This is a genomic window from Nocardia bhagyanarayanae, assembly GCF_006716565.1.
GTDB lineage: Bacteria > Actinomycetota > Actinomycetes > Mycobacteriales > Mycobacteriaceae > Nocardia > Nocardia bhagyanarayanae.
Genome location: NZ_VFPG01000001.1, coordinates 1,696,894 through 1,713,804, shown reverse-complemented (window position 1 = coordinate 1,713,804; position 16,911 = coordinate 1,696,894). Strand labels below are relative to the sequence as shown.

Annotated in this window: 15 protein-coding genes; 7 read left to right on the top strand and 8 right to left on the bottom strand. The window is 69.2% G+C overall.

Translation table 11 applies throughout. From position 1 onward, the window contains the following. Positions 1-173 precede the first annotated feature (173 nt). Complete coding sequence (locus FB390_RS07095) at positions 174-680, top strand: DinB family protein (protein ID WP_141808223.1); 507 nt, start codon at positions 174-176, stop codon at positions 678-680. A gap of 116 nt (positions 681-796) precedes the next feature. Here FB390_RS07095 and FB390_RS07090 read toward each other — a convergent pair whose 3' ends face one another. Then, complete coding sequence (locus FB390_RS07090) at positions 797-2,032, bottom strand: acyltransferase family protein (RefSeq protein ID WP_141808222.1); 1,236 nt, start codon at positions 2,030-2,032, stop codon at positions 797-799. A gap of 203 nt (positions 2,033-2,235) precedes the next feature. Here FB390_RS07090 and pgfA point away from each other — a divergent pair, with 203 nt between their 5' ends. Then, positions 2,236-3,390 (top strand): cell envelope lipid trafficking protein PgfA, encoded by a 1,155-nt coding sequence (gene pgfA, locus FB390_RS07085; RefSeq protein ID WP_141808221.1) that lies wholly within the window; start codon positions 2,236-2,238, stop codon positions 3,388-3,390. 72 nt (positions 3,391-3,462) lie between these two features. Here pgfA and FB390_RS07080 read toward each other — a convergent pair whose 3' ends face one another. Together FB390_RS07080 and FB390_RS07075 are read right to left on the bottom strand one after the other, a co-directional pair. Next, the gene (locus FB390_RS07080; RefSeq protein ID WP_141808220.1) at positions 3,463-4,269 is read right to left on the bottom strand and encodes an LLM class flavin-dependent oxidoreductase; all 807 of its coding nucleotides are present in this window, start codon (positions 4,267-4,269) and stop codon (positions 3,463-3,465) included. Between the two features lie 183 nt (positions 4,270-4,452). After that, positions 4,453-5,610, bottom strand: a complete 1,158-nt coding sequence (locus FB390_RS07075; protein ID WP_246123897.1) for a polysaccharide biosynthesis protein — start codon at positions 5,608-5,610, stop codon at positions 4,453-4,455. Between the two features lie 333 nt (positions 5,611-5,943). Here FB390_RS07075 and FB390_RS07070 point away from each other — a divergent pair, with 333 nt between their 5' ends. Further along, a complete protein-coding gene (locus FB390_RS07070) occupies positions 5,944-7,908 on the top strand; it encodes an MmpA family trehalose lipid delivery protein (protein ID WP_185756965.1) in 1,965 nt (654 codons plus the stop codon). 49 nt (positions 7,909-7,957) lie between these two features. On the opposite strand, the gene FB390_RS07065 is transcribed toward FB390_RS07070, so the two are convergent. Then, complete coding sequence (locus FB390_RS07065) at positions 7,958-9,127, bottom strand: glycosyltransferase family 4 protein (protein ID WP_141808218.1); 1,170 nt, start codon at positions 9,125-9,127, stop codon at positions 7,958-7,960. Positions 9,128-9,440: 313 nt separating this feature from the next. On the opposite strand from FB390_RS07065, the gene FB390_RS33425 reads away from it, so the two are divergent. Both FB390_RS33425 and FB390_RS07060 read left to right on the top strand, forming a co-directional pair. Beyond that, positions 9,441-9,587, top strand: coding sequence for a hypothetical protein (locus FB390_RS33425; RefSeq protein WP_185756964.1), 147 nt, complete (start codon positions 9,441-9,443; stop codon positions 9,585-9,587). A 151-nt stretch (positions 9,588-9,738) separates the two neighbouring features. Continuing rightward, positions 9,739-10,521, top strand: coding sequence for a class I SAM-dependent methyltransferase (locus FB390_RS07060; protein WP_141808217.1), 783 nt, complete (start codon positions 9,739-9,741; stop codon positions 10,519-10,521). 4 nt (positions 10,522-10,525) lie between these two features. On the opposite strand, the gene FB390_RS07055 is transcribed toward FB390_RS07060, so the two are convergent. Then, positions 10,526-10,822: a hypothetical protein gene (locus FB390_RS07055; RefSeq protein ID WP_141808216.1), complete on the bottom strand. Its 297-nt coding sequence runs from the start codon at positions 10,820-10,822 to the stop codon at positions 10,526-10,528. A 243-nt stretch (positions 10,823-11,065) separates the two neighbouring features. Between FB390_RS07055 and FB390_RS07050 the strand changes: the two genes are divergently transcribed. Beyond that, positions 11,066-12,511 carry an aldehyde dehydrogenase gene (locus FB390_RS07050; RefSeq protein WP_141808215.1) on the top strand — a complete coding sequence of 482 codons (1,446 nt, stop codon included), beginning with the start codon at positions 11,066-11,068 and terminating at the stop codon, positions 12,509-12,511. A gap of 44 nt (positions 12,512-12,555) precedes the next feature. Here the strand turns inward: FB390_RS07050 and FB390_RS07045 are convergent, their stop codons facing one another. Both FB390_RS07045 and FB390_RS07040 read right to left on the bottom strand, forming a co-directional pair. Then, positions 12,556-12,759, bottom strand: coding sequence for a hypothetical protein (locus FB390_RS07045; protein ID WP_141808214.1), 204 nt, complete (start codon positions 12,757-12,759; stop codon positions 12,556-12,558). A 188-nt stretch (positions 12,760-12,947) separates the two neighbouring features. Further along, positions 12,948-13,901, bottom strand: coding sequence for a GlxA family transcriptional regulator (locus FB390_RS07040; protein ID WP_141808213.1), 954 nt, complete (start codon positions 13,899-13,901; stop codon positions 12,948-12,950). Positions 13,902-13,989: 88 nt separating this feature from the next. Here FB390_RS07040 and FB390_RS07035 point away from each other — a divergent pair, with 88 nt between their 5' ends. Then, a complete protein-coding gene (locus tag FB390_RS07035; RefSeq protein WP_425465899.1) occupies positions 13,990-14,778 on the top strand; it encodes an HD domain-containing protein in 789 nt (262 codons plus the stop codon). Positions 14,779-14,863: 85 nt separating this feature from the next. On the opposite strand, the gene FB390_RS07030 is transcribed toward FB390_RS07035, so the two are convergent. Beyond that, positions 14,864-16,696, bottom strand: a complete 1,833-nt coding sequence (locus tag FB390_RS07030) for a phosphoenolpyruvate carboxykinase (GTP) (RefSeq protein WP_141808212.1) — start codon at positions 16,694-16,696, stop codon at positions 14,864-14,866. Positions 16,697-16,911 lie beyond the last annotated feature (215 nt).

Here is a 16,911-nt window from a genome sequence, read left to right as displayed (position 1 = left end):
GCTCAGGGCAGCCGCTGGATCCAGTGCGGTTCGAGCATGCCGAGCTGAACAGCGGCGAGGGTAGGCCCCACAGGAGAGGCCGGTTGGCCCACAAGGGGCGGTCGAGACGCCCCCATGTGCGGCATTTCCCGTAACGCGAACGCTGGAGCGCGGTATCGGTAACGTCCACAGCCGTGACCGACTGTGCCGAATGCGGTTTCGAGTACGACCTCGAGCTCGCGAACCAGACCTCCCGGCTCGCAGAGGATTGTGTCGCGGAATACCGCGAACTGCTCGCGCTCGATCCCGAACGCCTTCGACGCCGGGTAAGCCCCGAAATATGGTCGCCACTCGAATACGCCTGCCATGTAAGGGATGTCCTGCTGACTCAGCGCGAGCGGGCACTCGCGGCGCGGCGGGAGCATCGGCCGACGGCGGTGCCGATGGGACGGGACGAGCGCGTGGAACACGAGGGATACGCCGAACAGCACCCGGAAGACGTGGCGAGGCAACTCGGCGACGCGGCGATGCTTTTCGGCAATGTGCTCGACCGGCTCGGACCCGCCGACTGGGATCGCGAACTCGTCTATACCTATCCCGAACGATCGGCCCGCACACTGCGCTGGTTAGCGGTGCACACCCTCCACGAGCTCCGTCACCACCTGGTCGACATGCGCCGCCAACTCGAAGTCGCGGACTAGTGCCGCTTCCAGAATGGTCGGCGCGGTAACCGACCGAAGGCCACCTTCACCCCGCAAGACCGACCGAACGTTACCTTCAGTCACTCGGACACGACCACTGCGAGAGACCGCCCGACTCAGGGCGCTCCGACCTGCGCCGGATCCGGCACACCGCGCGGGCTGATCGGCCGCTCCTCCGCGGCAACCCCCGCGTCCTTCCGCTCGGTCTTCCGACGATCCATGCGGCGAGCCAACCGCCGCGACGGCTCCTCCACCAGCGCGTAGCTGGCCGCCGCCACGGGCAAGGTGATGGCGACGGTCAGAACGAGGACGTAGACGAAGTTCCCCCCGAACGGCAGGATGCCGAACACCGGGAAGACGATCGTGAGCACCGCGAGGTGCCAGAGGAAGATGCCGTAGGACCAGCGGCCCAGGGTCGCCGCGACGGAGGATTCCAGCCAGCGATGTTTCCGGTCGCCGAGAACCAGCGGCGCGAGCAGGCCGAAGCCGATGATCGCGCCGAGGGCCATCTTCGCGGCGTACTGCCACGGTTCGGCGCGGGTCAGTCCCGCGGGTCCGCCGAAATCGGTGGACGAGAGCAGGAAGGCGATCAGCGCGACGGTCCACATCAGCAGCTGGTTTCCGCCGATACGCCGCCAGATTGATAGCGGATGAACATCGTCGACGAGCTCCGCGAGCAGCATGCCCGCCGCGAACCACGGCAGATACGCGGGCAGCCAGTTGTCGGCGTGGATCGCGTCCGGAGTCGGCACCGGCAGGAAGTTCCAACTCAGGCTCACCAGCGCCAATGCCAGCACCGCCGGCGCTCGCCAGCGCGCCGACTTCCCACGCAACCGGACGAGCGCGAACGCCAACAGCGGAAGCACCAGATAGAACGCCACCTCGACCGAGAGACTCCACATCTGGGTGAGCCCATCGGTCAGCGTCAGCGGCACGAAGACCTGCGTCAACGCCAGATTGGACGCCCACACCCGCCAGCCCGCGGTATCGGCGGCGCTCGGCAGCAGAATCAGCACGAAGCAGACCACCGCCCAGTAGGCGGGCAGAATGCGCGCGGCGCGATGTCGCAGGTAGTAGCCCACCGACGGGGCCGCGCCGAGGTCGCGGGCCGCCGTCGCGTGCGGGCGCCACAGCAGGAATCCGGAGAGCGCGAAGAACACCGCGACGGCCATGTCGAAGCGTTCCCAGATCCGGCCGAGCACCGGCATTCCCGTCGCACCGGTCTGGAAGGCGACGTGCGTGAGCAACACGCCCAGCGCCGCCATGCCGCGCATACCTTCCAGCGCGGGCACGAAGCCGCGCGTCCGCGCCGGGTTCGCGGCCGCGTTTCGGGCGGCGAGGGTGGCGGTCATCTAGCTCCAGTCTGCCGGGGAATTTTTCCAGGTGAGAACTACTCGTTTCACTTTTCGCGCTAAACTCGGGCGATTTCTGGTCGGATTCCGGCCTCGGCACCGCATGGTACGCCAAAGGACTGTTAGTGTCGGGGCTCACGAAGTGCCGCGGACTGCCCGCAGTACTACGCACCGACCTGTGTTCTACGACGAGGAGTGTTTGCATGGCACTGAGTGCCGGTACCAGAAGGACGGTGGCCTGCCTGCTCGTGGGTCTCGGCGCGTTGCTCATCGTGATGGCGCTGATGATCCCGACGTACACCGTCGACAAACTGGCCAAGACTCCTCTCGACCTCGAGATCACCACCATCGCGAACAGTCAGCAGGGCTCGGAGAGCCTCGTGCTCGACTCCAGGTCGCTGACCGCGCCCGAAGGCGCGGCCAAGGTGGACTCCAACGTTCCGCTGATCTCTCAGCGGTTCGTCACGGTCGAAGAGCCTTCCGACGCCACGGAGATGACGATCCAGGCAGGTCAGACCCTGCGGCGCATCGACAAACAGGGCGACACCGGCCTGCTCACCGCCGTCGTCGACCGGGTGACCATCGACCGCAAGACCGGCATGCCGGTCGACAAGGAGCCCAACGGCTCCATCGCGACCACGGTCAACAAGGAAGGCGAGAGCATCGCCGATCCCGTGCAGCACACCGGTCTGCAGTACCGCTTCCCGATCGGCACCGAGAAGAAGTCGTACCCGTACTTCGACCTGAACGCGCGCGCGACCTTCGACATCGACTTCGTCGAAGAGACCGAGATCAACAGCATGAAGGTCTACCACTTCCGGCAGACCATCCCGGTCACCAACCTGTGGGACGTCGCGCAGGCGCCGACCAACCGCCTCTCGCTGCCCGCCGCCAAGTGGGGCCTCGAAGGTGAAGAGCCGGTCACCATGACCCGCTTCTACACCAACACTCGTGACCTGTGGGTCGAGCCGCAGACCGGCACCGTCATCAAGGGCGGCGAGCAGCTGCACCTGTTCTACGCGCGCAGCGGCGACAAGCCGGACGTCACCGCGCTGAAGTCGAACATCGTCTTCGACGAGAACACCGTCGAGTCGCAGATGGCGGTGGCCCAGGACAACATCGACCGTCTCTCGCTGTACGGCCGCATCATGCCGATCGTGCTCGGTGTGCTCGGCGTGATCCTGGCGATCGTCGGCGTGATCCTGGGTGTTCGCGGCGGCAACGCGCCCGCTCCGGCCCGCCCGGTCCGCGGTGGCAACCTGCCGCCGAGCGGTTCGGCCGCTCCCTCGCGTGGCACCGCGCCGCGCGGTGCGGACGACGCTCCGACCGAGCAGATCAATGTGAAGAAGAACCTCTGAGGTTCAGCGAGTTCTGAGAACGGCTCCCCGGCCAGGTTGGGGAGCCGTTTTCGTTTGTGCGGAGTTGTCCGGCTACCGTCCGGCGAGCTCGGCTACGACCGGAGCGAACCTCTCGGCGAAATCGGCGCCGAAGACGAAATAGGAGAAGCCGATCTCCTCCCGTCGCCGCTGGATTTCCTCGGCGGCGGCCGCCGGATCATCCGGAAGTACGGTCAGTGCGTCCGCCGCGCGAAGCGCAGCCGGGTTCGTGCTGGGGTGCGCCATGTGCGGCGCGACAGAGTCACCGATGACCGGCACGGCGAGTGCGAGCTCGATGTCCCCGTTGGTGCGGAAGTCGCGTGCCAGCAGCTCGACCTCGCCGCGCGGCTGATCCCCCAGCGCGAAGGTGACCGTGTCCGCGACCTCGGCCGCCAGCGCCCGGGCCTTCGGACCGAATACGGCCATCGCCACGGGCGTGTGACGGTCGGGGCCGTCGAGATCTCGCAGCGTCTCGACGGTCTCACGTATCTGGGCCAGCCGTTCGTTCGGCGGAGGTACGGCGGGCAGTCCCTTGTCGCGCAGCTCGTCCTCGATTCCCGGTCTGCCGGTGCCGATACCCATTTCGAAGCGGCCCTCGGTCAGCAGCGACAGCGAGTGCGCTTCCCACGCCGTCAGCCAGGGCGGCCGGAAGGGGGAGGCGTAGACCCAGGTGCCCACGCGCAGATCGGTCAGGGCCGCGACGGTGGCCAGCATGGGACCGGGCGCCGGTTGCATCTGCGGGAAGTCGGGCACCAGCAGCGTCGAGTAGCCGCTGTCGGCGATGCGGCGCACGCGATCTCGCCACGTCGGCAGGTCCGTTCTGAGCGGAGCGACCACCCCGAATCGAAACGGTCTCGTCATGCGTGGATTCCTCTCTGCGTCGACGAGATCACCCGGCGGCCACCATGGGGCAGGCGCATGATCATCTCGTTCGGTATATCCAGAGACATTGACGCCGGATCCGCGCGAAATTCACCGGTGCGCCCCGAGATCCATCCTCCGGCGAACGCCCTGTACTCGGGATTACCGTGCGTTCGGCGTGGGTCAGTCCGTCGCCGGTTGGGGTTCGGCGGGCTGGGTGTGGTCGGCGGTGCGCAGGACGACTACGGCGACCACGAGGGTGGTCGCGGCGGCGACGGAGACTGCGGTGACGATGAGCGACGGGACCGAGCGGGCGAAGGAGACCATGAGAGTGACCTCGACGGCGAGGCCGAGCCAGGTGACGGCGGCCAGGGCGGTGCGGTCGACGGCGATCGCGGAGAGCATGGCGCCCTGAAGCACCGCCAGGATGGCGCCGTGCATGGCGAACAGCCACAGGAGGCCTTGGATCGGCGCGTAGTCCTGGCCCGCGAGCAGCGGGGCGATCGGGGCGGCGAGTGCTGCGCAGAGCACCGCGACGATGCCGATGGCGGAGAGGACGGCGAGCGCGTCGCGGATGGCGCGCGCGGAGTGGGTCGGCTGGGCCATCCGCGGATAGAGGACGACGCCCACCGCCTGCGGCAGCCAGAACGCGATCTTGGTGGCGATGGCGCCGAGGGCGTAGCGGCTGGCGTCGACCTCGTCGAGGACCATCCGCACCACGATCAGGTCGGCCGAGGACAGCGCCATCAGCGCGGCCTGCACCTGCGCGGCCCGCAGCACCGGGAGCACGCCGACGGTGTGTTCGCCGGGTTCACTCTCCGCCGTCTGCGCACCTGCCAGCACACGCGCGAAGATCGCCGCCGCGACCAGCCCGAGCGCCGCCGCCCACAAGGCCGCCCCGGCCCCGCCGCCGAGCGCGAGCACGACCAGCGCGGGCGCCACCCGCGCCACACCCGCCGAACCCAGGACCACCGCGAGCTCACGGAAGCGCCTCCCGCCCTGCAGGATTCCCTGCTCACCGGAGAGCAGCACCAGCGCGGGCGCGGCGACCAGCGCACCGGCGCACGCCACCACACCCACATCCAGGGCGACCGTCACCACGGGGACCAACAAGGCCGCCACCACCGCGACGATCAGCGCGCACCGCCACTGCAGACCGCGCAGCGCCGACACCTCGGCCCCCCGCACCCGCTCGCGCGCCACCACGTTCTGCAAAGCAAGCGCCGGCACCGCGCACAGCAGTTGCACCGCCAGCAGACTCGCGAACTCGCTGTACCCGGTGACGCCGAGCCACCGCCCGGCCAACAGTTGCAGCAGGTAACCGGCGACGTTGGCGGTCATCGCTCCCGCCGTAACCAACGTCAGATCCGCCACCACAGGAGGACGACGAACCACAGACATCCCGCAATCGTCCCACCCAATCCGAAACACGCGCGCGCGACCCTGGTGAGAGCGGCCCGCACCCCACTCCCATAGGCCGTGCCGCAGCGCTGACCGCAGCCCGCGCTGCACTCGGTGGCCCCGGGCGGGTGTGCCGAACAGCTCTCGGGGGCAGCCCCGGCCTGATGGCTGGCCCGGGCTGTGGCGCTCAGGCAAGCGCGGTCGAGTGGTCCCGCGCGGCGCGGCACGGTGCCGACGGGACGGGCTCGGGTGGGCGTCGTAGGGTTCTGGGTCGTGAGTGACGGCGGTACGGGACTGCGTGCGCGGGTGATCGCGGGCGGGTTCTGCGCGGTGCTCGTGGGCGTGATGATGGGGCCGCTGTTCGGGCCCGGGTATCTGCTGTTACGGGATGCAGTGAGTACGCCGCGGTCGTATCTCACCGAGTCGGCGCTGGGGCTGGGGGATTCCGCGCCGCGGGCCGTTCCGCAGGACGCGCTGCTGGCGACCGTGTCGCCGCTCGTGGACGGCGGGTTGGTCGTGAAGGCCATTCTTGTTCTCGCGCTGTGGGCCGCCGGGTATGGGGCGGCGGTGCTGGTGCGGGAGTTGCTGCGCGCGCCGCTTCCCGCACAACTGGTCGCGGTGACGGTGGCGCTGTGGAATCCGTACGTGGCCGAGCGGCTCTTGCAGGGGCACTGGAGTCTGATCGCGGGGTACGCGGCGCTGCCGTGGACGGCGCTGGCTGCCTATCGGCTGCGGCTCGCGGCCCAGCACCCCGGCGGGCGATGGCGACCCGACGCGGCGACGGTCGGCGCGTGGGCGGGACTGGCCGGGTGTTTCGCGGCGGCCGGGCTGACGCCGACCGGAGCGCTGCTCGCGGGCGTGACCGCGCTGGTGACGGTGCACCGTCGGCATCTCCTCGGCACGCTCGTCCTCTTGGTGGCCGCGTCCGCTCCCTGGTTGACCGCGACGGCGCTGTCCGGCGCGGGCGCGGAGCCCTCCGATCCCGCGGGCATTCCAGCCTTCGCCGCGCGTGCCGAACCCGGGCTCGGCACGCTGGGTTCGCTGGCCGGTCTCGGCGGCATCTGGAACGGCGAGGCCGTGCCGGATTCGCGCACCACGCCGCTGGCACTGCTCGCCACCGTGCTGCTCCTGGCGATCGTCGTCACCGGCCTCCGTGCGGTCGCCACCGCCGAGACCGGCGGGCCCGAGAGCCTGCGCATTCGTCGCGCCCTGCTGGCGCTGGCCGCCGCGGCCGTCGTGCTGCCCGCGCTCGCCGCGACCGGCTGGGGGATGGCGGCGATGGAGTGGTTGGTGGTGAATGTGCCCGGGGCCGGACTGCTTCGGGACACGCAGAAGTACGTCGCGCTCGCCGTGCCCGCCTACGCCCTGTGCGCGGCAGCGGGCTGCACCGCGCTCACCGCACTCCTTCGCCGAACGGAGAGTGCCGCCGAGGAGAAGCGCGAAGCTTCATCTGCCGTAACCGAATTCGCTGAAGCAGTTGGACACGGCACAGCGCAGGCCATGATGGGGTCGCCCTCGGCGGTGACGAACGCAGCCGATGGCAGCGAAGAACCCCTGACGCCGGCTCCGGAGGTGACCTATTCGGCCCGGCGGTCACTGCACGACGAAGGCGCTGCCAAAGGCGGAACCTTCGTGACCGCAACGGCATTCATCGTGTTCCTCATCCTCCCCCTGTTCGACCTCACCTGGGGCATCGGCAACGCCCTCCGCCCCGTGCACTATCCCCCCGCCTGGCACAACGTCGCTCAACTCATCACCACCCCCGGCGACATCGCAGTCCTTCCCGGCGGCATGTTCCGCAAATTTCCCTACTCCGGCACCGCTCCCGTCCTCGATCCGGCGCCCCGCATGCTGCCCAACGACGTGCTGCAAACCGGCGAGCTCCCGGTCCGCGGCCGCACGGTCTCCGGCGAAGGCACTCGCGCCCGCGACGTGGAAACCTTGCTCCTACAAGGTGGTTCGGCCCAGGACTTGGCAAGACTCGGCGTCGAATGGGTCTTGGTCGAGCGCACCACCCCCGGCCCGCTCGGCGAATCGAAAACCGCACTCGCCCAATTGGACCCGATCTACACCGACGACCAGCTCGCCCTTTACCAAGTCCCGGGGCCGGAAATCACCGCTTCGACCCAGAACCACCGCGAAATCGCGATCGCCGCACACCTTCTTTGGGCGGTACTAGTGATCGGCGGCCCGGCACTCGCCCTTGTCGCTCGACGGGCGTCCCGCGCCGAGACTTAGCAGCCGCCAACGCTGAACGTGCTTATCGCGCGATGCCGTGCGGCGAATCTCAATCCGCTGGCGCCGCAACCAATCCCGACACATGCCCGCCGCGCGACACCGCCGCGAGCACCTCGTACACACCGTTCCCGGTCTGCTCCCAGGAGAACTCCCTTGCCCTGGCGCGCGCCTTCTCCCCCATCACGCCGCGCGCCGCGGAATCCTCCAGCAGGTCGCCGACGGCGGTGGTGAGCTGGGCGACGTCGTCGACGAGCAGGCCGGTGACGCCGTCGACGATGGAGTCGGTGAGTCCGCGGGAGCTGCGGTAGCCGACGGTCGGGACGCCGTGCTGGGCGGCCTCGATGACGGCCAGTCCCCAGCCTTCCTTGCGGGAGGGCAGCACGTGCACCCAGGCGCGGGCGAGCAGTTCGTGTTTGCGCCGTTCGTCGACGTGTCCGTGGAAGGTGACGGCGTCGTCGATGGCCAGCTCATGAGCGGTGGCCTGGAGGTTCTCGGCCCACCAGCCACCGCCGACGACGTCGAGGTGCAGGCCGGGGATCCGGTCGCGCAGCCGGGCGACGGCGGTGAGCGCGTCTTCGATCTGCTTGTGCGGCACGAGCCGCGACAGCACCACAACGCGCGGTTCGGACGTGCGGGTCGCCGCGGCGCCGGTCGGAACGTCGGCGGGAACGGGTTCAGCCCCGTTACGAACCACCGCGATGCGCGAGCGGTCCACACCGAGGGTGGCCAGCTCTTCCGCCGAGGGCAGCGACACGGTCAGGTACTGGTTCTCGCGGTGCACCCGCGGGGATAGTCGCGATTCGATCCACCAGCCGATCCGCCCGACCAGCCGACCGGCGACCGGCCACTGCTCTCGGTGCCCGTGGTGCACGAGCACCACCGAGGGCGCCTTGGTCGCGGCGGCCGCGAAGAACGGAATGCCGTTCTGGGTGTCGATCACCGCGTCGGGCCGCACCCCGCGCAGCGGTCCGATGCCGAGTCTGCCGAGGACGATGGCGGCCAGGGCGCGCGGGTAGACGGTGTAGCGTCCGCCGCCGCGGCTGATGTCGATGCCGTCGATGTGTTCCCGCTTCGGCGCACCCGGATAGCGAGCGGTGCGCAGCGTGACCTTGACCCCGCGTGCGGCGAGCTGCGCGCCGACCTGTTCCAGGTACCGCTCGCTACCGCCGCCCTGCGGGTGCCCGGTGTCACGCCAGCAGAGCAGGAGGACTTCGCGCACGGTGGAGCTTCTCTCGGTCGGTGGGTCTCGCCGGGGGTCGACGGACATCGGGCTACACAATAACGGGCACAGGCGTGCGAAGTCCGGTAATAGTCCGCGCACCGCCGGAGCGCATGCGAAGGGACGCACAAGGTCATCGGTCAAGGGCCCTATCCGCTCATCCTGGCACGTCACCGCCGATTCGAAGCGATTTTCACGAATTTGTCTGAAACATCCTCATTTCACAGCCGGATGCGGATACCCTCCCGCCACCCCCGATTTTCAGGGCAAGGCCGGTCGAAGGCTGACCGGCCATCACGATGAGGAGAACACCATGAAAATGGCACGGACGAGGACCGGCGGCGGCACCGGAAACGGCGGCGACCTCGACGGTCTGCTCGGCATGATCCTGGCGCTGATCACGTCGTCCACCTCGACCGGAAGGCGTACCTCCGCCTTCGCTCCGGCCATGCGCGGCTGATGACGGACTTCGTCCGGCAGCGCCGACGTGGCGCTAGCAGCGGCGTCGGCTGACCGCCCCCGAAGCGGCGGTCCGGTGCGCGCGGCGCCGGGCCGCCTTCCGGACAAACCCACACACCGCGCTCCCGACCCCCTGTGCGAAACTCGGCGCCGTGCTGAGAGCCGAAATCACACCGTCCGACGCGCCCCGATTCGCGCGACGCGCGACGCTGCGCCGGTCGCTGCGACTACTCGGCAGCTTCCGCTTCGAACAGACCGACCCGGCGCGCTTCTACGGCGGCCTCGCCACCGACACCGCCGAGATGATCGGCGATTTCTACGCCGACATCGCCGGAGCCGACCTCGCGGGCACCACGATCCTGGACGTCGGCGGCGGCCCCGGCTATTTCGCGGACGAATTCGCCAAGACCGGTGCCCGCTACATTCCCGTCGAACCGGACCCCTCGGAGATGCACGCCGCAGGCCTTTCCGTCCCCGGCGCCGTGCGCGGCTCCGGCATGGCGTTGCCCTTCCGCGACAACGCCGTCGACATCTGCTTCTCCTCGAACGTCGCCGAGCACGTCCCGCAGCCATGGGCGATGGCCGACGAGATGGTCAGGGTGACCCGCCCCGGCGGACTGATCGTGCTCTCCTACACGGTCTGGCTAGGCCCGTTCGGCGGGCACGAGACCGGACCGTGGCACTACCTCGGCGGCGAGTACGCCGCGCGCCGGTACCGCCGCAAGCAGGGCAAGGAACCGAAGAACCGGTACGGCGAGTCGCTGTTCGCGGTCCGCGCTTCCGAGGGATTGCGCTGGGCCGCAACAACTTCGGCCGACGTGCACACGATCTTCCCGCGCTACCACCCGCGTTGGGCCTGGTGGCTGGTGCGCGTGCCCGCGGTGCGCGAGCTGGCCGTCAGCAACCTCGTGGTTGTCGCGACGAAATCGGCCTGACCGGCTACTGCCGCGCGAGCCAACCGCGGCGCCAACGGCGGACGCCCGTGGAGTCCTGCTCCCACGGCGATTCCTGAATGGCCAGCCCGACCGTCTCCAGCGCGGTCAGGCCGACCTGATCGGCGAGGAGCCCGACGACGGCGACCGCCTCTGCGGCTTGCATCGCCGCCGTGGCCTGCTCGATCGTCAGCGTGCGCCCAGGTAGGAAGGACACCACCCAACCGCCCGAGCCGACGCTCTTCGCCTGGTGTTCGGTCTGATCGCTGGTCATCAACGACCGGCCGATCACTTGCACCGCCATGACACGTTCACCCCAATTACGGTCTCGGATCAATGCCTGTTCGGCCGAAGCCGGTTCGGCCGGAAAACGCGGGAGGGAGCTGGTGAGTAGCTACAGCATCCACTGTCCAGCAACAGAACGCAATAGTGCGTTCTCGGGGAAAGCGAACCGAAAGGTTGGAATTCGTCCAGGTCAGATGGGTGCGCGGAGAGAAAACTGAAACAGGTTACAGACAAGCGGGCGACAAAATTGTAACGTGTTCTCATGCATTACGACAGCTTGTTCATCGGCGGCCGCTGGACCGCGCCAGCGGGCACCGAACGCCTTCAGGTCATCTCACCGACCACGGTCGAGCCGGTGGGCAGCGTCCCCGTGGTGGAGCGGGCCGACGTCGACGCCGCCGTCGCCGCCGCGCGCCACGCCTTCGACCACGGCCCGTGGCCCACGACTCCGCCGCTCGAGCGCGCCGCGGTGCTCACCAGGGCCGCGCGCCTGATCGAGCAGCGTTCGGCCGATCTGCTCGCGACGCTCACCGCGGAGATGGGTGCGCCGCAGATGATCGCCATGACGCTCAACCAGATACCGGCCACCGCGGCATTGGACGCGTATGCCGCACTGGCGCACACGTTTCCGTGGCAGGAGACGCGCGTCGGCGGCTTCGGCACCACGCGGGTCACGCGCGAACCGCGCGGCGTCGTCGCGGCGGTCACCGCGTGGAACGTGCCGCTGTTCCTCGCGGTCAACAAGCTCGCCCCCGCCCTGCTCGCGGGATGCACGGTGGTGCTCAAGCCCGCGCCGCTCACCCCGCTGACCGCCAACATGGTCGCCGACATCTTCACCGAGGCCGGTCTGCCCGAAGGCGTGCTCTCGGTGCTGCCTGCGGATGCCGAGGTCGCCGAGTACCTGGTCTCGCACCCCGGGGTCGACAAGCTCACCTTCACCGGAAGCACCGCGGTCGGCCGCAAGATCGGCGCCATCGCCACCGGGCAGCTCAAGAGCGTCTCGCTGGAACTCGGCGGCAAGTCGGCGGCGATCCTCTTGCCGGACATGGACATCGCGGCGAGCATCCCGGTGCTGGCGTTCTCGGGTCTGATGAACAGCGGCCAGGGCTGCGTCGCGCAGACCAGGATCCTCGCCCCGCGCAGCCGCTACGACGAGATCCTCGACGCGCTCGTCGAACACGTGCGCACCCAGAAGACCGGCGACCCCACCGACCCGTCCGTCCAGTTCGGCCCGCTCATCTCCGAGCGCCAGCGCGAACGCGTCGAGGGCTACATCGCCAAGGGCAAGGCCGAGGGCGCGCGGCTGGTGCTCGGTGGCGGACGGCCCGCCGACCTGGATCGCGGCTGGTTCGTCGAACCGACGATCTTCGCCGACGTCGACAACAAGTCGACCATCGCGCAGGAGGAGATCTTCGGCCCGGTGCTCTCGGTGATTCCGTACGAGACCGAGGACGAGGCGGTCGCCATCGCCAACGATTCGGCCTACGGCCTGGCCGGTTCGGTGTGGACCACCGACATCGAGCACGGCGCCGAGATCGCGGCGCGGGTGCGCACCGGAACCTACGCGATCAACTGGTACGCCTTCGATCCGACCTCGCCGTTCGGCGGCTACAAGAACTCCGGCCTCGGCCGCGAGAACGGTCCCGAGGGACTCGACTCGTTCTGCGAGCAGAAGTCGCTGCTGATGCCGCTCGGCTGGACCGGGTAGACATCCGATTCATGGCGGGGGCGGGCAACTCGGCTCGCCCCCGGTCAGTCGTCGGGCATCACGACCCGCAACGCCGCCGTGTCGTGTCGGTCCGGTCGCTTCGGCGCGTCGACGACCTCGACCCGCCAGCCGGGCGGCAGCGCCTGCTCCAGCCGTCCCGCGGCGCGGCGAAGGGGCGTGCTCGCCGCCGCCAACTCGACGCCGGTCACCAACGGGGCTTCGGACGCGTCCCACTCCAGATCGGTCATTGCTCCAACCACCTCTCACGCGTCTGTGCGCCGCTCGCCCGGGGCGCCTGGGCCGCGACGGCGATAGGGAAGTAGTTCCTCCGTTCGGCTCGCTCGAGCATCGGCGCGCCGATCGGTTGTGAAGCCGATATCGAAGGTCAGGATAGGTCAGCGTCGGCAAACCTCCCGCAGCCGGGTGGGGCGGGCGGTCAGCGGCGCAGCGATCGGCGATATCCGGCGGGCGTCGCACCGGTGGCGGCGCGCAGATGCGTGCGCAATGCCGTGACGCTGCCGAAACCCGCTTGCGCCGCAACGACTTCCACCGGCAGGTCGGTGGTCTCCAGCAACTCGCGCGCCCGCGCGGTGCGCTGCGCCTCCAGCCAGCGCCGCGGCGTCGCGCCCACCTCGGCCTTGAAACGCCGGATGAACGTCCGCTCGCTCATCAGGGCGTGCCGAGCCAGCGCCGAAACATCCGGAGCCACAGCGGGATTCGCGGCGGCCCAGGCCATGGTCGCGGCAAGCCCGGACGCGCCGTCGCCGGAACGTCCCAGCGCGTCCGGAATGTATTGCGCCTGACCACCTTCCCGGTGCGGCGGTGTCACGTTCCAGCGCGCGAGTTCGGCCGCGAAGCCCGCGCCGAGTTCGCGGCGCACCAGGTGCAGGCACAGGTCGAGGCCCGCGGAGAGACCGGCGGAGGTGAGCACGTCGCCGTCGTCGACGTACAGCGCGCCGGGGTCGAGCCGGACCGCAGGGAACAGCTCGGCGAACTCCGCGCAATACGCCCAGTGCGTGGTGGCGGGCCGCCCGTCCAGCAGACCGGCCCTGGCGAGCACGAAGGCGCCGACGCAGATGCTCACCATGGTCGCGCCCCGCTCGGCCGCCGCCCGCAGCGCGTCGACCACCTCGGGCGGCGGCGGCAGGGTGGGCAGACCGATCCCCGGGACGACCACGATCTCGGCCTCGTCGAGCAGTTCCAAGCCGTAATCGACGCGCAGGTCGAAGCCGTTGGGCGTCCACACCGGCCCCGGTCGGATACCGCAGGTCCGCATCTCGAAGCCGCGGCCCTCCCCGGTCTTGTCGGGCCCGTGCCGGAACGCCTGGACCGCGCAGGCCAGGTCGTAGGTCATGACGCCGTCCAAGGCGAGGGCGACCACCTGTTTCACGCCCTCAGTTTGGCATGAATCGGAGCATTGCTGTCATTCACGCCACTGGCCCGAGCCGCGGGTGACCGGTTCACTGAGAACCACCGAGATGGAGGAGGTCGGCGTGGTCGCGCCAGCACAAGACAACCGAGCGCCCGCGGGCATGGACTGGACATGGGCCACGGAAACCGGTGGCGCACTGACCGGCCGCCAGCGCAGACAGCTCACCGGCAAGCTGGTCACAGCGCTGCCGGGCATCGTGGCCGGGCAGGTCCGGCTCGCCATCGGCCGCCGCGGCGCGGGCCGCGTCGATTTCACCGACCTGCGACTCCCCGACTCCCGGCTGGCACGCGCCGCGGAAAACGAAGCGCGCGAACGCCTTACGCCGCACGTCCTCGAACACTCCTACCGGAGCTACTTCTTCGGACGCGCGCTCGCCGAACTCGACGGCGTCCGCTACGACGACGAACTGGCCTACGTCTCGTGCCTGCTGCACGATCTGAATCTCGAACACCCAACGCCGGGAAGGTGTTTCGCGGTCACGGGCGCGGAGCGCGCGGTCGAGTTCGCCGAAGGCGCCGGTGCGACACCCGAACAGGCGCACACCATCGGCGCAGCCATCGCCGCCCATCTGACCATCGGCGTCGCCGATCGGCCGGACGACCTCGGCTTCGTCTCCGCGGGCGCGGGCGTGGACGTGCTGGGCCTGCGCATGGCCGACCTGGCGCCGGACTGGGTGGCCGAACTGCTGCTGCGCCACCCCCGCCACGACTTCAAGCGGCACATGATCGCCGCCCTGCGCGCCGAAGCGGCCGCCGTCCCCGACGGCCGCGCCCGATGGCTGCTCTCCACAGCCCAATTCGCGCCATTGATCCGGCTGGCGCCCTTCCCCGAGTAGCTTCGCGGATCACCGCACGCCGCATACGGCCACTGACACGCGATCGCCCGCACCGAAAGCCGGTGCGGGCGATCGCGTAAGAGAATCAGCCCAGGCGCTGCTTCAGCGCCTCGAACTCGTCGCGCACGCCCGAAGGCAGCTTGTCGCCGACGAACTCGAACCACTCCTCGATCAGCGGGATCTCCTTGCGCCACTCCTCGGCGCTCACCGCGAGCGCCTCGTCGACGTCGGCCGGATCCACATCCAGGCCCTCCAGATCCAGCTGCGCCGCGGTCGGCACGTGGCCGATGGGGGTCTCCTCGGCCTGCGCGGAACCCTCGATGCGGCCGATGATCCACTCCAGCACGCGGGAGTTCTCACCGAAGCCGGGCCACAGGAAGCGGCCGTCGGCGCCGCGACGGAACCAGTTGACGTAGAAGATCTTCGGCAGCTTGGCCGCATCGGCGTTCTTGCCGACGTTGATCCAGTGGCCCAGGTAGTCGCCCACGTGGTAGCCCATGAACGGCAGCATGGCCATCGGGTCGCGGCGCACGGTGCCGACCTTGCCCTCGGCCGCGGCGGTCTGCTCGGAGGAGAGCGTCGCGCCCATGAAGACGCCGTGCTGCCAGTCGAAGGACTCGGTGACCAGCGGAACGGTGGTCTTGCGGCGGCCGCCGAACAGGATCGCCGAGATCGGCACACCCTGCGGGTCGTCCCACTCGGGGGCCAGGATCGGGCACTGCGACATCGGGGTGCAGTAGCGCGAGTTCGGGTGGGCGGCCAGCGTCTCCGTCTCGCGGAGGTACCAGTCGTTGCCCTTCCAGTCGATCAGGTGATCGGGCTCGCCCTCGAGACCCTCCCACCAGACGTCGTTGTGGTCGGTGAGCGCGACGTTGGTGTAGACGGTGTTGCCCGCCTCGATGGTCGCCATCGCGTTCGGGTTCGACTGGTGGTTGGTGCCGGGCGCGACGCCGAAGAAGCCGAACTCCGGGTTGACCGCGTACAGGCGGCCGTCCTTGCCGAAACGCATCCAGGCGATGTCATCGCCGAGGGTCTCCGCGCGCCAGCCGGGAACGGTCGGCTGGATCATCGCGAGGTTGGTCTTACCGCAGGCGCTGGGGAACGCCGCGGCGATGTAGTAGGCCTTGTTCTCCGGGGAGATCAGCTTGAGGATCAGCATGTGCTCGGCCAGCCAGCCCTCGTCGTGCGCCATGGCCGAGGCGATGCGCAGCGAGTAGCACTTCTTGCCGAGCAGCGCGTTGCCGCCGTAGCCGGAGCCGTAGGACCAGATCTCGCGGTCCTCGGGGAAGTGGGTGATGTACTTCGTGTCGTTGCACGGCCACGGCACGTCTTCCTGGCCCTCGGCCAGCGGCGCGCCGACGGAGTGCAGCGCCTTCACGAACGGCTTGTCGGTGCCGAGCTTCTCCAGCGCGGCGGTGCCCATGCGGGTCATCACGCGCATCGAGACGACGACGTACTCGGAGTCGGTGAGCTCCACGCCCAGCTTGGGGTCCTCGGCACCGAGCGGGCCCATGCAGAACGGCACCACGTACATGGTGCGGCCCTTCATCGAGCCGCGGTACAGCTCGGTCATGGTGGCGCGCATCTCGGTCGGGTCGACCCAGTTGTTGGTCGGGCCGGCGTCGGCCTCGGTCTTGGAACAGATGTAGGTGCGGGACTCGACCCTGGCCACGTCCGTCGGGTCGGAGAGGGCGAGGAAGGAGTTCGGCTTCTTCTTCTCGTCCAGCTTCTTGAAGGTGCCCGCGGCCACGAGCTGGTTGGTCAGCCGATCCCACTCCTCATCGGAACCGTCCGCCCAGACCACACGGTCCGGCTGAGTGAGTTCGGCGACTTCTTGTACCCAGGCGAGTAGTTCGCTGTGCTCGGTCGGCGCCTGGCCGTCGGATCCACGAAGACCAGGAATGGTCGCTGAGGTCATGAAAACTCTCCTGAGATGGGCGGCGGTTTCGATGCTTCGCCGCCTGGCCCAAGGCCCATGACCAGCGCGAACACACCGAGTGCCACCGTTGGCGGGAAGGCAACCCGCTACGACCAGTCGAAAGCGCGCCCCGGCTGGACGGCGGACGAGGACGAAGCGGACGCCCAGGTTCCTGCTTAGAGGTTAACGCGATGTGACGATCGGTACGGAATCGG